Annotated in this window: 22 protein-coding genes and 1 pseudogene; 5 read left to right on the plus strand and 18 right to left on the minus strand. The window is 43.5% G+C overall.

What is annotated here, in order from left to right; translation table 11 throughout:
* Both H6G03_RS38090 and H6G03_RS16695 read left to right on the plus strand, forming a co-directional pair.
* Nucleotides 1-194, plus strand: a pseudogene (locus tag H6G03_RS38090) (RNA-guided endonuclease TnpB family protein); the annotation flags it as partial.
* Nucleotides 195-199: 5 nt separating this feature from the next.
* Nucleotides 200-346 carry a hypothetical protein gene (locus tag H6G03_RS16695; protein WP_190465647.1) on the plus strand — a complete coding sequence of 49 codons (147 nt, stop codon included), beginning with the start codon at nt 200-202 and terminating at the stop codon, nt 344-346.
* A 110-nt stretch (nt 347-456) separates the two neighbouring features.
* On the opposite strand, the gene H6G03_RS16700 is transcribed toward H6G03_RS16695, so the two are convergent.
* From H6G03_RS16700 to H6G03_RS16720, 5 genes are all read right to left on the minus strand, one after another.
* Nucleotides 457-876 carry a type II toxin-antitoxin system VapC family toxin gene (locus H6G03_RS16700; protein ID WP_190465649.1) on the minus strand — a complete coding sequence of 140 codons (420 nt, stop codon included), beginning with the start codon at nt 874-876 and terminating at the stop codon, nt 457-459.
* The gene (locus H6G03_RS16705) at nt 873-1,109 is read right to left on the minus strand and encodes a type II toxin-antitoxin system Phd/YefM family antitoxin (protein WP_190465651.1); all 237 of its coding nucleotides are present in this window, start codon (nt 1,107-1,109) and stop codon (nt 873-875) included. Before H6G03_RS16705 ends, H6G03_RS16700 begins: the two co-directional genes overlap by 4 nt.
* 162 nt (nt 1,110-1,271) lie before the next feature.
* Entirely contained in the window at nt 1,272-1,796 is a 525-nt protein-coding gene (locus tag H6G03_RS16710; protein ID WP_190465653.1) for a hypothetical protein, read from the minus strand.
* Between the two features lie 106 nt (nt 1,797-1,902).
* Nucleotides 1,903-2,331, minus strand: coding sequence for a lysozyme inhibitor LprI family protein (locus H6G03_RS16715; RefSeq protein WP_190465655.1), 429 nt, complete (start codon nt 2,329-2,331; stop codon nt 1,903-1,905).
* A gap of 30 nt (nt 2,332-2,361) precedes the next feature.
* Entirely contained in the window at nt 2,362-2,841 is a 480-nt protein-coding gene (locus H6G03_RS16720) for a DUF3598 family protein (RefSeq protein WP_190465657.1), read from the minus strand.
* Nucleotides 2,842-2,996: 155 nt separating this feature from the next.
* Between H6G03_RS16720 and H6G03_RS16725 the strand changes: the two genes are divergently transcribed.
* Both H6G03_RS16725 and H6G03_RS16730 read left to right on the plus strand, forming a co-directional pair.
* Complete coding sequence (locus H6G03_RS16725) at nt 2,997-4,082, plus strand: alpha-hydroxy acid oxidase (RefSeq protein WP_190465659.1); 1,086 nt, start codon at nt 2,997-2,999, stop codon at nt 4,080-4,082.
* Between the two features lie 217 nt (nt 4,083-4,299).
* A complete protein-coding gene (locus H6G03_RS16730; protein WP_190465661.1) occupies nt 4,300-4,608 on the plus strand; it encodes an RNA recognition motif domain-containing protein in 309 nt (102 codons plus the stop codon).
* Between the two features lie 165 nt (nt 4,609-4,773).
* On the opposite strand, the gene H6G03_RS16740 is transcribed toward H6G03_RS16730, so the two are convergent.
* From H6G03_RS16740 to H6G03_RS16785, 10 genes are all read right to left on the minus strand, one after another.
* Nucleotides 4,774-5,982 (minus strand): RNA-guided endonuclease InsQ/TnpB family protein, encoded by a 1,209-nt coding sequence (locus H6G03_RS16740; RefSeq protein ID WP_190465665.1) that lies wholly within the window; start codon nt 5,980-5,982, stop codon nt 4,774-4,776.
* 234 nt (nt 5,983-6,216) lie between these two features.
* Nucleotides 6,217-6,852: a HesA/MoeB/ThiF family protein gene (locus H6G03_RS16745; protein WP_190465667.1), complete on the minus strand. Its 636-nt coding sequence runs from the start codon at nt 6,850-6,852 to the stop codon at nt 6,217-6,219.
* 120 nt (nt 6,853-6,972) lie between these two features.
* Complete coding sequence (locus H6G03_RS16750; RefSeq protein WP_190465669.1) at nt 6,973-7,815, minus strand: hypothetical protein; 843 nt, start codon at nt 7,813-7,815, stop codon at nt 6,973-6,975.
* 211 nt (nt 7,816-8,026) lie between these two features.
* Nucleotides 8,027-9,232, minus strand: coding sequence for an AAA family ATPase (locus H6G03_RS16755; protein WP_190465670.1), 1,206 nt, complete (start codon nt 9,230-9,232; stop codon nt 8,027-8,029).
* 126 nt (nt 9,233-9,358) lie between these two features.
* Complete coding sequence (locus H6G03_RS16760) at nt 9,359-9,799, minus strand: bis(5'-nucleosyl)-tetraphosphatase (RefSeq protein WP_190465673.1); 441 nt, start codon at nt 9,797-9,799, stop codon at nt 9,359-9,361.
* A 16-nt stretch (nt 9,800-9,815) separates the two neighbouring features.
* On the minus strand, nt 9,816-10,361 hold the full coding sequence (locus tag H6G03_RS16765) for an RNA 2'-phosphotransferase (RefSeq protein WP_190465676.1): 546 nt from the start codon (nt 10,359-10,361) through the stop codon (nt 9,816-9,818).
* 70 nt (nt 10,362-10,431) lie between these two features.
* Nucleotides 10,432-10,983 carry a DUF6939 family protein gene (locus H6G03_RS16770; RefSeq protein WP_190465677.1) on the minus strand — a complete coding sequence of 184 codons (552 nt, stop codon included), beginning with the start codon at nt 10,981-10,983 and terminating at the stop codon, nt 10,432-10,434.
* A 170-nt stretch (nt 10,984-11,153) separates the two neighbouring features.
* On the minus strand, nt 11,154-11,978 hold the full coding sequence (locus tag H6G03_RS16775; protein WP_190465678.1) for a hypothetical protein: 825 nt from the start codon (nt 11,976-11,978) through the stop codon (nt 11,154-11,156).
* Nucleotides 11,979-12,056: 78 nt separating this feature from the next.
* Nucleotides 12,057-13,049, minus strand: coding sequence for an RNA ligase family protein (locus tag H6G03_RS16780; RefSeq protein ID WP_190465679.1), 993 nt, complete (start codon nt 13,047-13,049; stop codon nt 12,057-12,059).
* Nucleotides 13,046-13,204 (minus strand): hypothetical protein, encoded by a 159-nt coding sequence (locus H6G03_RS16785; RefSeq protein WP_190465681.1) that lies wholly within the window; start codon nt 13,202-13,204, stop codon nt 13,046-13,048. Before H6G03_RS16785 ends, H6G03_RS16780 begins: the two co-directional genes overlap by 4 nt.
* A 162-nt stretch (nt 13,205-13,366) precedes the next feature.
* Here H6G03_RS16785 and H6G03_RS16790 point away from each other — a divergent pair, with 162 nt between their 5' ends.
* Complete coding sequence (locus H6G03_RS16790; RefSeq protein WP_190465683.1) at nt 13,367-13,912, plus strand: late competence development ComFB family protein; 546 nt, start codon at nt 13,367-13,369, stop codon at nt 13,910-13,912.
* 29 nt (nt 13,913-13,941) lie between these two features.
* Here H6G03_RS16790 and nfi read toward each other — a convergent pair whose 3' ends face one another.
* The 3 genes from nfi to H6G03_RS16805 form a co-directional block, all read right to left on the minus strand.
* Nucleotides 13,942-14,598 carry a deoxyribonuclease V gene (gene nfi, locus H6G03_RS16795; protein ID WP_190465685.1) on the minus strand — a complete coding sequence of 219 codons (657 nt, stop codon included), beginning with the start codon at nt 14,596-14,598 and terminating at the stop codon, nt 13,942-13,944.
* Nucleotides 14,599-14,688: 90 nt separating this feature from the next.
* On the minus strand, nt 14,689-15,084 hold the full coding sequence (locus H6G03_RS16800) for an ADP-ribosylation/crystallin J1 (protein WP_190465687.1): 396 nt from the start codon (nt 15,082-15,084) through the stop codon (nt 14,689-14,691).
* Between the two features lie 15 nt (nt 15,085-15,099).
* Nucleotides 15,100-15,609: a cupin domain-containing protein gene (locus H6G03_RS16805; RefSeq protein WP_190465689.1), complete on the minus strand. Its 510-nt coding sequence runs from the start codon at nt 15,607-15,609 to the stop codon at nt 15,100-15,102.
* Between the last annotated feature and the right edge of the window lie 48 nt (nt 15,610-15,657).

Raw genomic sequence — 15,657 nt, forward strand, 5'->3', positions numbered from 1 at the left:
TAAATGTGGATTGATTTTGGACAGGGATTGGAATGCGGCACTGATGATTCTAAAAGTAGCCTTGAGTACGGTAGGGCATACCGGAACTTGGATCGAAGATCCGAACGCTTCAGGAGATTTGGCCGCTACTTTGGCTGGAGTAATCCAGTCGCAAGCAAGCTGAGTCTATGAATGAAGAATCCCCGTCCCTTTAGGGCTCTTGAGTGTCAATGATGCTGAAGCGGCACAGCAGCAAGCAGAAATGGAGCGACAACGTGCTTCTGAAGCCGAACAACGCGCTTCTGAAGCCGAACAACGCGCAGAATATTTAGCGCGACGTTTGCGAGAGTTAGGGATAGAACCGTAGTAGTTAGCTTTCGGGGTAATTTATGAATTATCCCGAAAGCTAGTGCGATCGCTTTTACTGAGGAGATAGATTTATTTGAAGAGTGCGATCGCTAAAAAAATTGAATTACTTTATGGTGTAATTAATTGAACTGTTATTCCGAAAACATTACCTGCTTCCGCGAGTGTTTCGTCAGCTGTTACCAAACGCAAATCGTTGGCGGCGGCAATTGCTAAATGTATAGCATCAAGAGTACGTAAAGCCGTATCGAAACGCGCAATCCACTCACGCGCTTGCTGATAATGAATTGGTTCTAATGGTATACGGGTATAGAAACCGCCGTCTAGGTGAATTTGAAATTGCTCGGCTATCTCTCTTGCTTGCTCTTGGGATATTTCCCTCATTCGCACTCTGCGAGATAATGCGGAAAACATTTCTACTAACTGACTCAACGCTGGTTGCTCTTCTATTGCCAGTAATTCGAGAATAGCAATACTGAGAGCTTCTGGCAAGTAGAAAAGAACGATAACACTGGTGTCTAAATAAATCAATAGCGTTCCTCTTGCCTTAGCTTAATTACTGTTTGACTCATTGGTTCACCCTTGACTTGAATAGAAGCACGAAATTTATCCATTTTGGCTAACCATTCCTCCTTTGTGAGTGGCGGAACTAATCTGGCTACTACTTTTCCATCCTGCCAGAGGCTCACCTCTTCTCCTTTTGCTACTTGTTCTAGGATAGCTTGGAGGTTTTGACTGGCTTCTTCAACGGTAATTTTAGACATTGTATCGGTGGTAATGCTACATCTTCAAGGGTACAGCAGGAGATATGGGTATGGAGGAGTGCGATCGCACAAATGGTTTTCACGTAAATCAAATGTAACAAAGAAACCCGGTTTCGCTCTTATTTAGCGGTTTTTTTTGTACCTCAGTATCGCGTAATGAATTTAACGTCTGCCAGCTTGAATCGCCGAATTTGCTATCTGCACAGTTTCTGCTTCTCGTCCGTTTTTAATGGATACTCGATAGAGAACTCCCTGATTTTGCCATTCGACTGAAGCTGTGCAATATGCACCGCACCCGTTGTGAAAAATGCCTCTTGTTCTCCCCGCTAATTGGATATTTTTAAATGTTCTGGTTGTACCTTGCATTGGGGTGATAAATTGTCCGCCTTTTTCGGCATCGATCGCACCCATATTGCAAGCTGTTGTTCCCTGACAATTGGGAGTATAATCGAAGAAAACGACGTAGTTATTTCTGGTTGCTTGGGTATTAAAATAAAATCTATCTGATGAGGGAATGCTGCTGGGAAGAAATATCGGCACTTGGGTTTTGTTTTTGATTTTGGCGAGGATTTGGCGAATGGGTACGGTGGTATTTGCTCGTTGGGCGATCGCATTTTGTGGGAGATAGAAATTAGCGGCTGCCATAGTAAGGGCAAGCGCAGAAGTGGGGATAAGTTTGTTGAGCATTTGTTTGGATTTAGTATAATATGTGGATAGGCTTTGCGGGCAGTAATGAGGTGCGATCGCTTACGAAATAGTATGCGATCGCACCTCAAAAGCAAAGAATGAAAAATTATCTATTATTTAGGGCATCTAGATATCCCTCTAAATCTTTTGTGCGCTGCTCTGTGACAGTTGCCAAACAATTACCGTAAATCATGGGAGCCATACTTCCCCCCTCAACTTCGCTTCGTTCAAACACACAACTGGCATCGCGAAACTTTATCCAAGCTTGCTGTGCGGCAACTAATTTTTGTTTTCGCGCTGCTGGTAACTTGGGAAGCAGTTGTTGGTAAACTTGATTTAATTTTCTATCTGCGTTTTGATAGGATATGCCAGCACAGGCATTCATTTCGCTTTGAGTTTGAGGGTTGTTGCAGTTAGGTTGTTGAGCTACCCGCACATCTGGTGTTTTAGGTGCTGCACCTACCACACTCAAGGCGATACTTAGCAAACCAATCGCAGATGCTACACTTACTATTGGCAATAAAGACTTTGACATGGCCTAATTTTAAGTTCGTGTAATTCTAATTCAGGACTCAATTTTGTGTTCTACAATCATCAAACCACCTTTGAATTTGCCATCCAATGTATATCCTTGACTTGTGCGTATACAATTATTTTCATCGCTCAGGACGATGGTTTCGATCCCAATTAGTACTCCAGTCGCTTTATCCCAAATCCGGAAAAGAATTGTGTTTTCGCTGTATTCTTCTGCCAGGGTAGCGAAGTTAGAAAAAGGAGGCTCTGAACTTTCAATTTTGATTGCGCCGACACCCGCCACAATTCCGACAAAATTTTGGGTGACAGTTTTACCGTCAGCATATTGATAAGTGTTGGTTTGGAACCATTGATTATCAATTATCTTCTTAGTGACAACACCTGTGAAACGTTCGATTTCTTGACCGTCTGCATCCAGGCGTATCCATTTTCCCTGCCAAACTCCGACGTGTTTGGAAAAGACTTTAAAATTCTCTAGCTGTGGCTGAGTGGCGGGATCGGAACTAGACATATAAATATCTGCTTTGCCAATGGCATCTTGTTTGCGCTAATCTCAATTTAGCGCCTAAGAAGACTTTGAGCTAGTCCCCGATCTGGTGAATAGGGAGGTTCTAGTTTGAGCGATGCAGAGGGCTGATGCGCGATCGCATTCTTTGATAGCTACAGATGACTGCTTCTATTCAACCGATCAATCTATTTGAGTACGAAACCCTAGCTGCCAAGCATCTATCTCAGATGGCGCTAGACTACTACGCCAGCGGTGCGTGGGACGAAATTACGCTGCGAGATAACCGTGCGGCATTTGAACGGTATAAACTGCGTCCCCGAATGCTGGTGGATGTGAGTCAGCGGGATTTAAGTACTACTGTACTGGGTCAAGCGCTGAAAATGCCAATTTTGGTTGCGCCGATGGCTTTTCAGTGTTTGGCACATCCAGAAGGAGAAATTGCTACTGCCAAAGCTGTGCGTCAGCTGGGTACAGTAATGGTGCTGAGTACCTTAGCAACAAAGAGTGTGGAGGAAGTTGGGAAAATAGATTGTCTGCGCTGGTTTCAACTATATGTGCATCGGGATAGGGGTTTGACAAAGGCACTGGTAGAACGAGCAAGCCAAGCTGGTTTTCAGGCGCTTTGCTTGACTGTGGATGCGCCTGTGTTGGGACGAAGAGAGAAAGATCGGCGCAATCAATTTGTTTTGCCATCGGGTATGGCATTGGCAAACCTTGATAATATAGCAGATTTAGAGATTTCTTTCAAAGCAGGTGAATCGGGTTTGTTTACCTATTTTTTAGAGCAGCTGAATCCAGCACTAACTTGGAAAGATTTAGAGTGGTTGCAATCAATTTCGCATCTACCTTTAGTAGTAAAAGGAATATTGCGAGGAGACGATGCCGATCGAGCAGTGGAATATGGAGCCAAAGCAGTAATTGTTTCCAATCATGGGGGGAGACAATTGGATGGATCGATCGCATCGATCGATGCTTTGAGTGAAGTTGTTGCTGCTGTCGGGGACAAAGTAGATGTACTTGTCGATGGGGGTATCCGTCGCGGCACAGATATTATTAAAGCGTTGGCTTTGGGTGCAAAAGCAGTATTGTTGGGACGCCCTGTCTTATGGGGATTAGCTGTTGGTGGAGAAGCTGGTGTTGGCCACGTCCTGGAACTGTTACGAGATGAACTGGATGTGGCAATGGCTTTGAGCGGTTGCCCTAAATTGCAGGATCTTGACCCCAGTTTAGTGGTGCGGTTATAGAGACGAGAAGCGCAAATGCTTATCCCACTTATACCGATCCGACATCACCCAAAATAGGAAATTTTGGTTTGGAAAAGCTCTTCATTTTAACTTTTGTGCTAAACTATATCATGACAGTTGAATTCGGTGCAGTGTTTGTTGTTGGTATGAAGAGAAATATTGACAGGAATCTCTCCGAATTTCAATGGTTACGTTCGTCTGATTTCGGAGATATTCCATGTCTATTTATGTAGGCAACCTATCCTACCAAGTTACTCAAGATGACCTAAGCAGAGTTTTTGCAGATTACGGCACAGTGAAGCGGGTTCAGATCCCCGTTGACCGCGAGACAGGTCGCTCTCGCGGATTTGGTTTTGTGGAAATGGCAACAGATGCTGAAGAAGCAGCTGCTATTGAAGCTCTTGATGGTGCTGAATGGATGGGTCGCGATCTAAAAGTTAATAAAGCAAAGCCTCGCGAAGAAAGAAAACCTTCTGCTGCTGGCTGGGGAAACAACAGTCGTGGCGACTCTCGGCGACGCTACTAAAGTGCTTCGAGTTCTTGAGCGGGAAAGCGGGTAAGCAGATAGGCGCAAAACAGAGGGGCAACCTCTACACTATATATGTCCGATCGTTGCTCCGTTACCGCGATCGCCGATTGGCAATTAGCAATCTTGCAGCCTACCAAAATAGAATGGTTTGACACTCTCCCGTTAAGCTGACGCTATAACGGGAGATTCTTGTTTCACAGAAGAACGCTTTTTAGTAGAATTACTAACGAGTCTTAGATCTTCTCCACAAGCTTGAAGTTCCGACTGCCCATCGGTATTTGTTGATAGAATTCTAATGCCTTCTTCCCTAATGTTTTTTGTTGCATTTGAGTCCCTATCATGGTGGGTTCCGCATTTTGGGCAAGTCCATTCCCTATCCTTTAAGGTAAGGGAATCATTCTTAAACTTGCAATAATTACAAAGCTTTGTACTAGGGAAAAATTTATCAACCTCTACAAGTGTTCCCCCAACTCTTTTCAATTTGGACGCTAAGAAATTTACCAGCATTCCAAATCCAGCATCTAAAACAGATTTCGCTAACTTGGTACGTGCGACGCCTTTTACACAAATGTCTTCTACTACAATGACTTGGTTTTCGTCAACTAATTTACGAGAGAGTTTATGTAGGAAATCAAGTCTAGTATTTGCTATTTTCTGATGAACCTTAGCTACTTTCTTAACCTGTTTTTTCCGATTATTAGAGCCAAGCTTTTTCCGAGATAATGATTGTTGTCTCCGCCTCAGTCGTTTGGCATATTTCCTAGTGGGTTTGATTGGATCGACTTTGTAAGTTGTCTCCCCATCAAACACTGTCACCAAGGAATTAAGACCTAAATCAATTCCCGAAATCTTACCATCTTCGATCGTTAGGGTATCTTCAACTTCCCACAAAATAGCGGCGAAATATTTATCTGTACTGTCTTTTGAGACGGTCACAGATTTAATTTCGCTCCCAAGCTTTTTTGAGATTACCGCTTTAACAACTCCCAACTTGGGAAGTTGGATACCGTTATTTTTTATTGAGCAGCCTGCTGGATATCTCAGGGATTGCTTTCTATGCTTACTTTTAAACTTCGGGAATCCAGCCCGATGTTCAAAGAAATTCTTAAGTGCTGCTTCTAGGTTTTTAAGTGATTGCTGCAATGCGGAAGATGACGCTTCTTTTAACCACAAGAAATTCTCATGTTTCTTCAGTTGCGTTAAATCTTTCGCCATATCGTAGTAGCTTAAACCTTTTCCTGTTTCTTGATATTGCGTGTTAGTCTTGTTTAGGTAATAGTTCCAAACAAAGCGGCAGCAGCCAAAGTTTTTAGCTAAGGCTATCTGCTGCTCTTTGTTCGGATACAATCTGACCTTCAAAGCTGTTAACATCGCGCTATCAATTGAGGATTAGTGACATTATAGCTTGGGCAAATATCATTGTCAAACTATATTGATTCGCTGCGTTCAATTTGGTTTGGCTGGTCGCAATTCATCTCCCGTCATAACGCAGTTTGACAGGAGATGAATTGCGACCTTGTGGTAAAACTGAGTTTGCTGTTATATCTTTATTAGTTGAACAGTCCTGTAGTTAGGATAGACTACAGGACTTTTTGAATTCGATCGCTAGGCAAATGGTTTAACTGCTAAGTCCCTCAAGGTGATTGTGAAATTCTGTCGCTGTTGTGTGGCAACAAAGGTAATCATAACTTCGCAGGCGACAGCAACTGTCAGGGTCACCAAATTACGCGCTAGGGGATAATCGCACACATCGTCGTTTGCGGGAGAGGGGACGCGGTAAAGTTCGTTCCAAATTACTTCGCCGTAATCTCCGCCTAATCCAACGTGAAGGCAAGGCAGTTTGGCAGTTTCGCAGTAGTCTTTTACAGCTTGACGGGCAACGCTATTATCAAAAGTATCGATAACTAAAAATGTGCCGTTCAGTAATTGTGCTGCATTGGCAGATGTTAATTCTTTTGATTGTGCCTCTGCATTCACTCCCAAGGCGCGGTAGAGTGAATTTGCCAGCATCTTCGCTTTGAAAGCACCGATATCGGAACGGTAGTATGGTTGGGTGGAAAGATTGTGTTCCTCGATACGATCGCGATCGATTACCTTCAGTTTACCAAAACCCGATCGCGCCAGACTTTCAGCAATATTTGCACCCAAAGCACCCGCGCCGCAGATGGTGACTGCAAAGTCGCGTATTTGTGCCATCACCTCAGATGTGCGATAGCGTTGTTCGTGAAAAAAAATAGACATAGAAAGTCAAAAGAAAGGGGCTAGGGAATAGGGGCTAGGGGCTAGGGGCTAGGGGAAGAGGGAAAAGGGAGGAATTTTGACTTTTGACTTTTGACTTTTCTCCCCACTCCCCCCTCTTCCCTAGTCCCTATTCCCTTCCATGACGCCAACGAGGGATTGTAAATCAAAGTCGCGATCGCGTCCGCTCAAACAAATGCCAGAACTAACAACAGTGAGGTCATTTTTGGAAATAGCAGAACTGTGAAATTCGCCATCAGCAGTAGTCCATTCAACTAACCAATGGTCGTTGCGATCGCGAAATTCCCGTAACTCGCCGCCGCCTTGTCGCAATGCTGAAATTAAACGTTTTTCATCGCGTTTTTGCTGCATCTGAGCGGCAAATTCCTTTGCCTGTTGCGCTACCAAATCGTAGATTGTACGCATTTCTGGGGTTACCCCTTTAAAGCGCAATTCTGCTGGCGAAATCACTTTTTTCAGTGCTTCTTTTAGTTGTTCCGGTACTAGGGGATCGGCACGGCGATCGCACTCATCGAACCACCACGAACCGCCATCCCAACGCGCAATTATCTGCTCAAAAGTTGCCCCATCATTAACTAAATGTACTGCTACAGGTTTGGCAATCCCAAAACGCTGTTTGGCATCAGATTCGTTAACTGGATAAGCTAACCAAGTTTTACCTCGCAAAACATAAGCTAACCGCAGACGCATCGGTTGTAAAAGCTTGAGATATTCCGCCATCTGCGGTAAATTGGGTTCGTCAATTACCTCAGCGATTTTTTCATCGACTGGCTGAAAAATACCCCATCCTTCAAAATTGTGCGGTTTGGGTGCAAAATTATAAATGATATGAGCAACTCTTGTTTTTACCGCTCCACCACGCACGCAGGGTGCGAGAAATTGGCGATCGCGCAACTGCATTTCTTGTGCAGAAATTTGGTTAAGGATTTTGCGGATATCTGCCACTGACTTTTACCTTGTAATTTAGAAATTGCTATTGACTTTTCAACAAAAATCTGAGCCTAAATACATCAGACATCTCCAAAAATTCTTGTGGGGTAGGCATCCTGCCTGCCTTTAAGATTCTTTTGGAGGAGAGGTCTAATAAACATCTCCAAAAATTCTTGTGGGGGAGGCATCCTGCCTGCCTTTAAGATTTTTTTGGAATAAATATCTATTAGACAAATCGATGCACAAATTCATAAATGAAATCAACCCTACCTTTGCGTAAAACTGCCGGATCTAATCTTTCAGTTGTGTTACAAGTCATTAAAACAACTAACTTTTGTTGTGCCTGGATACCGCCTTCTTCTATCACGCTTTGGTACAAAGTACCATCCAGCAAACTCAAAATATGTTCTGTTTTGTTATTATATTGAGCCGCCTCGCCACCTCGATCTTGAGCTAAGTTATCCGCTTCGTTAATAATCAGACAAATTCGCTCTAAGTAACTTGGCGGTACAAAATTTTCCACCGCATCGTGATCGAGGATAAAAATTACGTATCCCAGCGGCATTAAGATTTCTTTTGCCACTGCTTGAGTCCATGCGGTTTTACCTGTTCCCGGTTCTCCGTGTACGAGAACAGCTAACTGATTTTGGTCGAGGATTGCCTGCTGTATTTTATCGGTAAAACTTTGGATATCGGCGGGAAAACTTTTAATGGGAAACTGGCTGTGAATTTGCCCGACACGGCTTTTGTAGCCGCTCAGCATCACTGCCAAATTGTAAGTAGCTTTGTTAATTAAGGGCGCTAAATTATTAGACATTATGCTATAATATTTGCGTCCCTTTTCGTAAGTGTCTACTTGCAGCCAAACTTCATACTTAGACCAGTACGCATAAATTGTTCCTAATGTTTCCAGGCGATCCCAGTTAACAAAACGAGCTACTGGATAATAGTAATAGCGCTCCATATAATACTGGGTAATTACATCGGGACGACCCAATAAATCCAGTATTTTGAGGACAGTAATTTCTTGTAAGCGGTTGAGGACGTAATCAATGGGAATGCTGTCCCGGCTGACTGTTTGCGCGATCGGAGTTTCGGTATTCAGAACTTCTTTACATCGATAATTAGGGGCGAGGGGTTCGGGGGTGACGTAATTCCAAAATTCATCTACTTTGTATCGCGTATTTTCAGAAAAAACATTTAATAAATTAGCCCACCAGGTATATTCGTTGCGACCCATCGCATCGGCAATATCGCTAGCTACAGCTAGAGCCTTCTGACTTAGTTGCCAAGAATCCTGAGATAAAAGATGCCAGAAAAAATCCCAGTTGAACTGCCGGGATAAGGGTCTCCAACCAGATCCGAGTAAGCCTTTTGCTTGGGGATTTTGATTTACGGGAGCGTCGTCGTTGTTAAAATATCCTGACCCCATAATTTTAATTTGTCGATCCTGGTTTTCCTAATTTTAAATGAACTTTTTTGTCGATTTTTAGCACAAGTTTATGAGACATTTCCAAAAATTTGTGTGGGGTAGGCAGGATGCCTGCCGAGATATCTATTAGACAATAATTTTAGCTCCCTTTTCACGAAAATAAATTTCTAGTTGCGCGAGTAGTGGATCGATAGTTTTTTTCTGGATTGTATGGGGTGGTTTCCATTTTACCCATTTATAACCGCTGTGTTCGCTGAGTTCGATCTTGACTTTTTGTTTGAGCCATCCCAGAAATATCACCACTGTTTTGTTGACTGTTTCACCGTCATATCTTTCGGCGGATCTTAGGTAGGTAGTGGTGAAACGAAATTCGCGATCGAGTTCTAAATTGCTGGCGGCAATACCAGTTTCCTCATGCAATTCGCGGAGGGCGCAACTCCACTCATCTTCTCCAGGTTCCATATGACCTTTTGGCAAGTCATAGCGATGGGGTTTCTGCATGAGCAAAAAACTTAACTGGGGTTCAGTACGCATAACAATTATGCCGCAGGATTTGATTTGTTGCATAGTTGCACTCACTCAATTATATCTGCTTGAGATATGCGGGCGGAACATTATCCACTAACCAAACTCCATTATCAGAACAGTAAAATTCGTAACCATCCCGGTGCATTCGGGTAGCGTCTACTGCAAAAACGACTGGGTTTCCGTGCCGTTTGCCCACTGCTTTTGCTGTAGCAATATCTGTCGATAGATGGACGTGGTGTCGTGACATTTTGTTAAGCCCGTTTTCCAGAATGGACTCGACGGCGCGATGTCCTGTACCGTGGTATAGCACATTTGGAGGAAGAGTGGGTTCTAATTGCAAATCGATTTCGACACTATGCCCTTGGTTAGCCCGAATTAAAGTGCCTGTGGTGTCGAAGGAAAACCGTTTTTTATTGTTTTTGGCGACTACTTCATTCAACTGGTCGGGGGAGATGGGAAAGTTGTGCTTTGCAGAAGCGGCTAGTAGTTCATTTACGGAAACCCAACCTCCTTCTGCAAGTTTGAGGCCAATTTCTTCGGGAGTGTGACGTAGGTATTTGCTCAGATATTTGCTGATTTTAACTAGACGAGAATCGTTCATAAGCCAGTCATTTTATTTTACATTACCAGTTTGACAAGAGGTAAAGCCTCCACTGTACCGAGATATAATACTAAGAAGGCCAATCATTTTCCAGGTATCGCTTGATTAAACTTGCGTGTGATAAAGGCTTTGATAAATTATCTAGATCGCAGTTAGTTTCGTAGTCTAATAATAATAATGTCTTGTCTGCACTAAGCTGTTGAATTTGAGAGAGAAAGTTCTGAAGGCAATTTTCCAACACCCATTTATATGAGGGTAGATAGATGGCGCGACGCGCTTCTGCGTAAGATAACAATCGCTCTCCTGTTAATCCAGCCCGATGACCCAGCACTTTTCCGTGAGTGCGTTGGGTGCGCTTGATACCTTTCATGTTAGTTATCATCAGTTTGCTAGGGTCTACATCGGCTGACTCGAAAACTTTTAAGCCTTGCCAGATGCCTTCGACTGTCATGCTAAAGTATCCAGGCGAAAAGGGAACGGGAATGTTACCGTGAGGATAAAATGGGCTGAATCGAATCCAAGGTTCCGAACCGCGAGAGGTAACGTCAATAATAGTAGCTTCTCCATAGTGTTTGCGTAAGTTATCGATCGAGGTGCGGCGACTTTTCACAATTACTGGCATAGTTTGTGCGGCTATCTCCCCATCGCTCAAAGACGCGCAAGTGTTTGTTTTATAGTGTACTACAATTCAGGGAGAAAAGATTTGCGATCGCAGTTCGATGGAAGTGCAGCCCAGAAACCCGGTTTCTTCGTAGCGCCGGAAAGCACCCACAAGCCCTTGCTACATATCGTTCATATTTTGACTTGTAAAGAATCTTGAAGAATTGCGATCGCTTCTCGTGCGTAACGAACGGTACGGGCTAGATTTCTGGCATTTTCGGGAGTCAGCGCGTAATCGCCGGAGTGGGTAACTGCGTGACGTAAAGATTCCACCTCTTTCAGTTTTTTTCTAGCAGCAGTTTTGTTTGGGAACGCACCGAGATTAAGGGCTGCATCTCGCTTATCGCAAAATTCGGTAACGCTGGCTTTATCCATTGCCATATTGTCGTTTTTCCACGCAATCCATCTCTGTTCAATTATAGTCGATCGACTCTCAGAAAGAGTTGCCAGCCATTCGTTTTCGTCTGGATATTTTTGTCGCAACCACTCTGCTAAAAGTAGTTCGACGCAAGTAATTAATGCGAATAGTACGGGACGGACGGCGAATTTTTGCAAGTCGCTGAGAGTGACAATTCCAACGATGCGTTTGCCATGAAGGATGAAGCGGAAAGGTTGATTGTCGGCATCTTCGATAAAGGAAAGCAGACTGGCGTTAGCGGAAATGATGATTGATTCATCGATTTTTTGCATGACTTCGCCTACGGATATTTCCACCCGATCGAGGCTGGAAGTTTGGCGATGGAAAACGCCGATGATGTTGTCGCGATCGTTAACTGGAATATAATCAAATTCTTCTAATTCAGGATTTGCCAAAACTGATTCTACTGTTTCATTTATATGGCAGTTTTTGAGGTCAAATGTGGCAATTAGGGCGATGTGCATCCCCACTTCTAGGGCAGAAAGTGCTTGATTTACACCTCCAGCTAAGGGGAAACTAGCCCAAGGTTTTACAGTCATCTTTCTTCACTCCCTTATTTGCATAATTTGAAATATTTTTACATTGTTTATGGGGTGCGTTTAACGCACCCTAAGCTACTAATGCAATTCCGTACCTTCTTGACGAAGCAGGTAGCGATCGCTTATCAGTTTCAGCACTACTCGACCGATTTCTGGATGCGTTCTTTCGAGCGTTGGTTGCACGATAACGCCTTCCATCATGCTATTAGGATTTAGTACGCTATTGGCATTATTAAACTGAGATATTGCTTCCCAACTGTAAGCACCAATATAAAGTACAGGTACTCTCGGCAGATTAAATTCTTGGCAAAACGCTACGAAGTCGGGATAATTTAGGAATTTCCCTTCTGTCCGAACAGCAAATATAACTATTCCAATTTTACCATCTTTCAAACCATACTTGATATCCTGCACGCCGTAAATTTCTCCAAAAACTTGCGTATTTTTGGGGAATTTATGGAGGATGGGGTTATCGTTGTACGCCCGCACATAAACCAGAGTTTTGTTATTTTCGTTGTTTTTCCAAAAGTAATGGTGACTGCCAATGTGAGTTATACCTTCAGCATCTACTAAAACGCTGAAATTCGTTCCGTGAACTTTCTCGGTGACAACAACTTCTTCGCCATCAAAGAGAATATCTCGGTAGCGCTTCAGGTTTTCGGGACTGGGGAATTTGTATTGACCGATCGCAGTTTCCATATCCCCGTTCATCGTTTGGGGAATGGGGTATTCGTACTTGGTTACGCCGAAATGTTCCGTGCAGTCGTCCCCAACATTTCCCGCAAAGTTATCGCCAACTGGAATGAGCAAACCTTCAGAGAAAATTCCCCGCAGTTTGGCCGCCCGCAGTTTTTTAGAATAGTAAGGACGAATCCCGAATTCATCTAGAAAGCGATCGGGGATAACGCTGTCGATCGGAAAGTAAAATGCTAAATCGCCTGGTTTAAAATTTCCCTTGGCGGCGATCACCTGATACGCCATCCCTTCAATAGTGGCGATGTCTAGTCGGTCTGCATTGGGATGAGGTAATACATTGTTGATTTTGACAACTTCTACTTTAAAAATGCTCATGGGATATGCCGAATACGAGTTTTTAAACTTTTGCGGAAAAACTTAATATTTAGCTTTGGCAATTTCTTACCCTTTGTTTGAACAGAATACTGTTCTACGAGTTGCTGCTGGACAGCTAGGGCGATCGCCTTGTAAACCGATCGCATATCAGTCATAACGTTACCTCCAAAAATAAAAAATTGTTTAAATTATTTTTCTGATTAGGGTGGCCGAGGGGTAAAGCACCACAGGGAGGGATTGCCTACGTGACTTGGTTTCGATAAAGTATTCCTTAATTGCGAGCGCGACTCAGTATAAAAAATCGACATTATAAAATCATGCAAACTTTCTCGTCTCCGCAACATCCTGGGTCAATAACATCCGTCGATAATGGGACGGCTTGTGCGGAATGCGACTCAGGCGATCTGTCATCATTACCACGACGCAGACCTCCTACTAGCGGAGAATCTGGGTCATCGGATGGGGGAAAATCATTTATGCAGCCTCGAAAACAGTTTATTAATTTGATGGAGGAGTTGGTACTCAAAGAGGCGATCGCGCAGATAGAGGAATTTGAAGCTACTAGCGACTGTTTGCTGGATATCGGCGACATCGCAGCTTATGCCCTCAATCGCTTGCCGCCGTTGTATGCTACGACAGACGAAGGTGCAGACTATCAACGCCAACGTGCGGAGGAAGAACTTCAGGAGACGATCGCCCAGAGGGTAAGTGAGGCGATTTCCCGTTACTTAGAACAACCAGAAACTTTGTTAAAAGGGCAACCTTTGGGCAAGAGTTCTCCCAAAGAACTTTTCAAGCAAATTAGTACTTTGCTGGAGGCTAACTTGCACAGATTTGAACAAGACGATGGCGATTTAGGATAAGTAATATAAGCATTGCTGACCAAATTTAACTACCTGCTAAGGCGATCGGCCATGCGGGTAGTTTCTGGCAAACGATATTTGGCAGCACAACGCAAAACATAATCGATCGCACTCGGCAAACTCACGCGATGTCCGCCAGAAACATACATTGGTTTTACTCCTTTTTGCGTCCGCAAAACAGCACCAATCGTTTCGCCATTATCAATTAAAGGTTGCCAACTGCCTCGTTCCAAGGGTAATTCAGCGTGTTTGCCAATCAGTAAAGTTTTCGCTGCACCAATTGTCGGTATTTCTGTTAGTACCCCCAGATGACACGCCAAACCAAAACGATGCGGATGGGCGATACCTTGTCCGTCGCATAAGATTAGATCGGGTGCGATGCTGAGTTTTGCCAAGGCATCTAATACTGCGGGAACTTCTCGGAAAGATAGAAATCCCGGTACGTAGGGAAAGGAGGTGGGACGAGTTGCGATCGCGCTATCTTTTACTTGCAAATCGGGAAAACTCAGCACCACTACAGCCGCCCGCGTGATGCTGTCACCTTCGATGTAAGCTGCATCGACGCCAGCAACATATTTTACCGTACCGAAATCATCAGTTGTGATGACCTGTTTTCGTAGTTGTTGCTGGATGGCGATCGCTTCTTCCGCGTTGTTTGGCCAACCGCGTTCTTGATGAACTTTCATGTTTATTTACTGGATTTAAAAAAGAATTGATGTTGACAGTTAGAATTCCCACAATTACAATCTAAACCTCCGGTTTCAATCTAAAATTTGTTATATTTGGATACTTTTCGGCAGATTTGTTTCTGGGTTTATCTCGCCCACAAACTTCTCGCCGTAGTAAGCTGCTTCCACTGTAATTTTACCAACAATGTGACGGTTAAATTCTGCCAATTGTTCCGCTGGCACCCATAGTTCTTGATGAATGCTACTACCGACAACACGAACAGCAAACTTGTTAGCGTAGTCGTCTTCCACCTCAAATTTAGTAACAAATCCAGCGAAACTATTACTTTGTGTATTCCAGTCTCGCGCAATTTGTTCGGCATACTCAAAATTGAGGACTGGATAAAAGATAGGCTGTTCGGGCAGTCGGGGTGGAAAAGCTTTAAATTCAGATTGCGCGATTAGTTCGAGTTCTTTTAATCCGACTGGACGGTAGAGTAGCATTGTTTTTATCTAACTTCATCCTTCTTCTGACTGTTGGCGCTTAGCTTGAGATTTTAACATCCGCTCTTTTAATTTGGCATTTTTAGCTGCAACTTCTGGGTTTCCTTCATACCAAGGAGGAATATCATCGTAATCTGGGATACCGTCATCAATCAAATATCGCGAATTTGAATTTTTTGGATAACCCGCAACAACTCCACCCGCACAAATAACAAATAAAGCATTTTCTTTATCTGCCTTCAGCGCTCTTTTAGCTGATGGAGAAATTCGCACGCAATCACCCCGCTCAATTGGTATTAGTTCTCCATCAATCAGAATCGTTCCCTGTCCTTGAACTACGATATAAACTTCTTCTTGCTCTGCATGGCTGTGGGTAAAAGTGTAGCCTTCATCAGGTGGTAAATGAATAAAACCAAGCCCCACAGCCTGGAGATTTAGCTGTTTGTAAGGATTGGTTAAAAAGGGTAAGCTATCAAAATCGAAGTGAGCTTTGGTAAAAGGGTTAATGTTTGTATTTTCGCTCATTTTTATAAAAATAATAGTTGAGTAGCAAAGTTATGGAATTGCGATCGC

The organism is Aerosakkonema funiforme FACHB-1375 (assembly GCF_014696265.1).
Classification (GTDB): Bacteria; Cyanobacteriota; Cyanobacteriia; order Cyanobacteriales; family Aerosakkonemataceae; genus Aerosakkonema; species Aerosakkonema funiforme_A.

What these genes read in the sequence shown, in the direction of transcription:
- H6G03_RS16705 (WP_190465651.1), bottom strand. Translation starts at nt 1,109, where the DNA reads ATGTCTAAAATTACCGTTGAAGAAGCCAGTCAAAACCTCCAAGCTATC.
- H6G03_RS16710 (WP_190465653.1), bottom strand. Translation starts at nt 1,796, where the DNA reads ATGCTCAACAAACTTATCCCCACTTCTGCGCTTGCCCTTACTATGGCA.
- H6G03_RS16715 (WP_190465655.1), bottom strand. Translation starts at nt 2,331, where the DNA reads ATGTCAAAGTCTTTATTGCCAATAGTAAGTGTAGCATCTGCGATTGGT.
- H6G03_RS16720 (WP_190465657.1), bottom strand. Translation starts at nt 2,841, where the DNA reads ATGTCTAGTTCCGATCCCGCCACTCAGCCACAGCTAGAGAATTTTAAA.
- H6G03_RS16725 (WP_190465659.1), top strand. Translation starts at nt 2,997, where the DNA reads ATGACTGCTTCTATTCAACCGATCAATCTATTTGAGTACGAAACCCTA.
- H6G03_RS16730 (WP_190465661.1), top strand. Translation starts at nt 4,300, where the DNA reads ATGTCTATTTATGTAGGCAACCTATCCTACCAAGTTACTCAAGATGAC.
- H6G03_RS16740 (WP_190465665.1), bottom strand. Translation starts at nt 5,982, where the DNA reads ATGTTAACAGCTTTGAAGGTCAGATTGTATCCGAACAAAGAGCAGCAG.
- H6G03_RS16745 (WP_190465667.1), bottom strand. Translation starts at nt 6,852, where the DNA reads ATGTCTATTTTTTTTCACGAACAACGCTATCGCACATCTGAGGTGATG.
- H6G03_RS16755 (WP_190465670.1), bottom strand. Translation starts at nt 9,232, where the DNA reads ATGGGGTCAGGATATTTTAACAACGACGACGCTCCCGTAAATCAAAAT.
- H6G03_RS16760 (WP_190465673.1), bottom strand. Translation starts at nt 9,799, where the DNA reads ATGCAACAAATCAAATCCTGCGGCATAATTGTTATGCGTACTGAACCC.
- H6G03_RS16765 (WP_190465676.1), bottom strand. Translation starts at nt 10,361, where the DNA reads ATGAACGATTCTCGTCTAGTTAAAATCAGCAAATATCTGAGCAAATAC.
- H6G03_RS16770 (WP_190465677.1), bottom strand. Translation starts at nt 10,983, where the DNA reads ATGCCAGTAATTGTGAAAAGTCGCCGCACCTCGATCGATAACTTACGC.
- H6G03_RS16775 (WP_190465678.1), bottom strand. Translation starts at nt 11,978, where the DNA reads ATGACTGTAAAACCTTGGGCTAGTTTCCCCTTAGCTGGAGGTGTAAAT.
- H6G03_RS16780 (WP_190465679.1), bottom strand. Translation starts at nt 13,049, where the DNA reads ATGAGCATTTTTAAAGTAGAAGTTGTCAAAATCAACAATGTATTACCT.
- H6G03_RS16785 (WP_190465681.1), bottom strand. Translation starts at nt 13,204, where the DNA reads ATGACTGATATGCGATCGGTTTACAAGGCGATCGCCCTAGCTGTCCAG.
- H6G03_RS16790 (WP_190465683.1), top strand. Translation starts at nt 13,367, where the DNA reads ATGCAAACTTTCTCGTCTCCGCAACATCCTGGGTCAATAACATCCGTC.
- nfi (WP_190465685.1), bottom strand. Translation starts at nt 14,598, where the DNA reads ATGAAAGTTCATCAAGAACGCGGTTGGCCAAACAACGCGGAAGAAGCG.
- H6G03_RS16800 (WP_190465687.1), bottom strand. Translation starts at nt 15,084, where the DNA reads ATGCTACTCTACCGTCCAGTCGGATTAAAAGAACTCGAACTAATCGCG.
- H6G03_RS16805 (WP_190465689.1), bottom strand. Translation starts at nt 15,609, where the DNA reads ATGAGCGAAAATACAAACATTAACCCTTTTACCAAAGCTCACTTCGAT.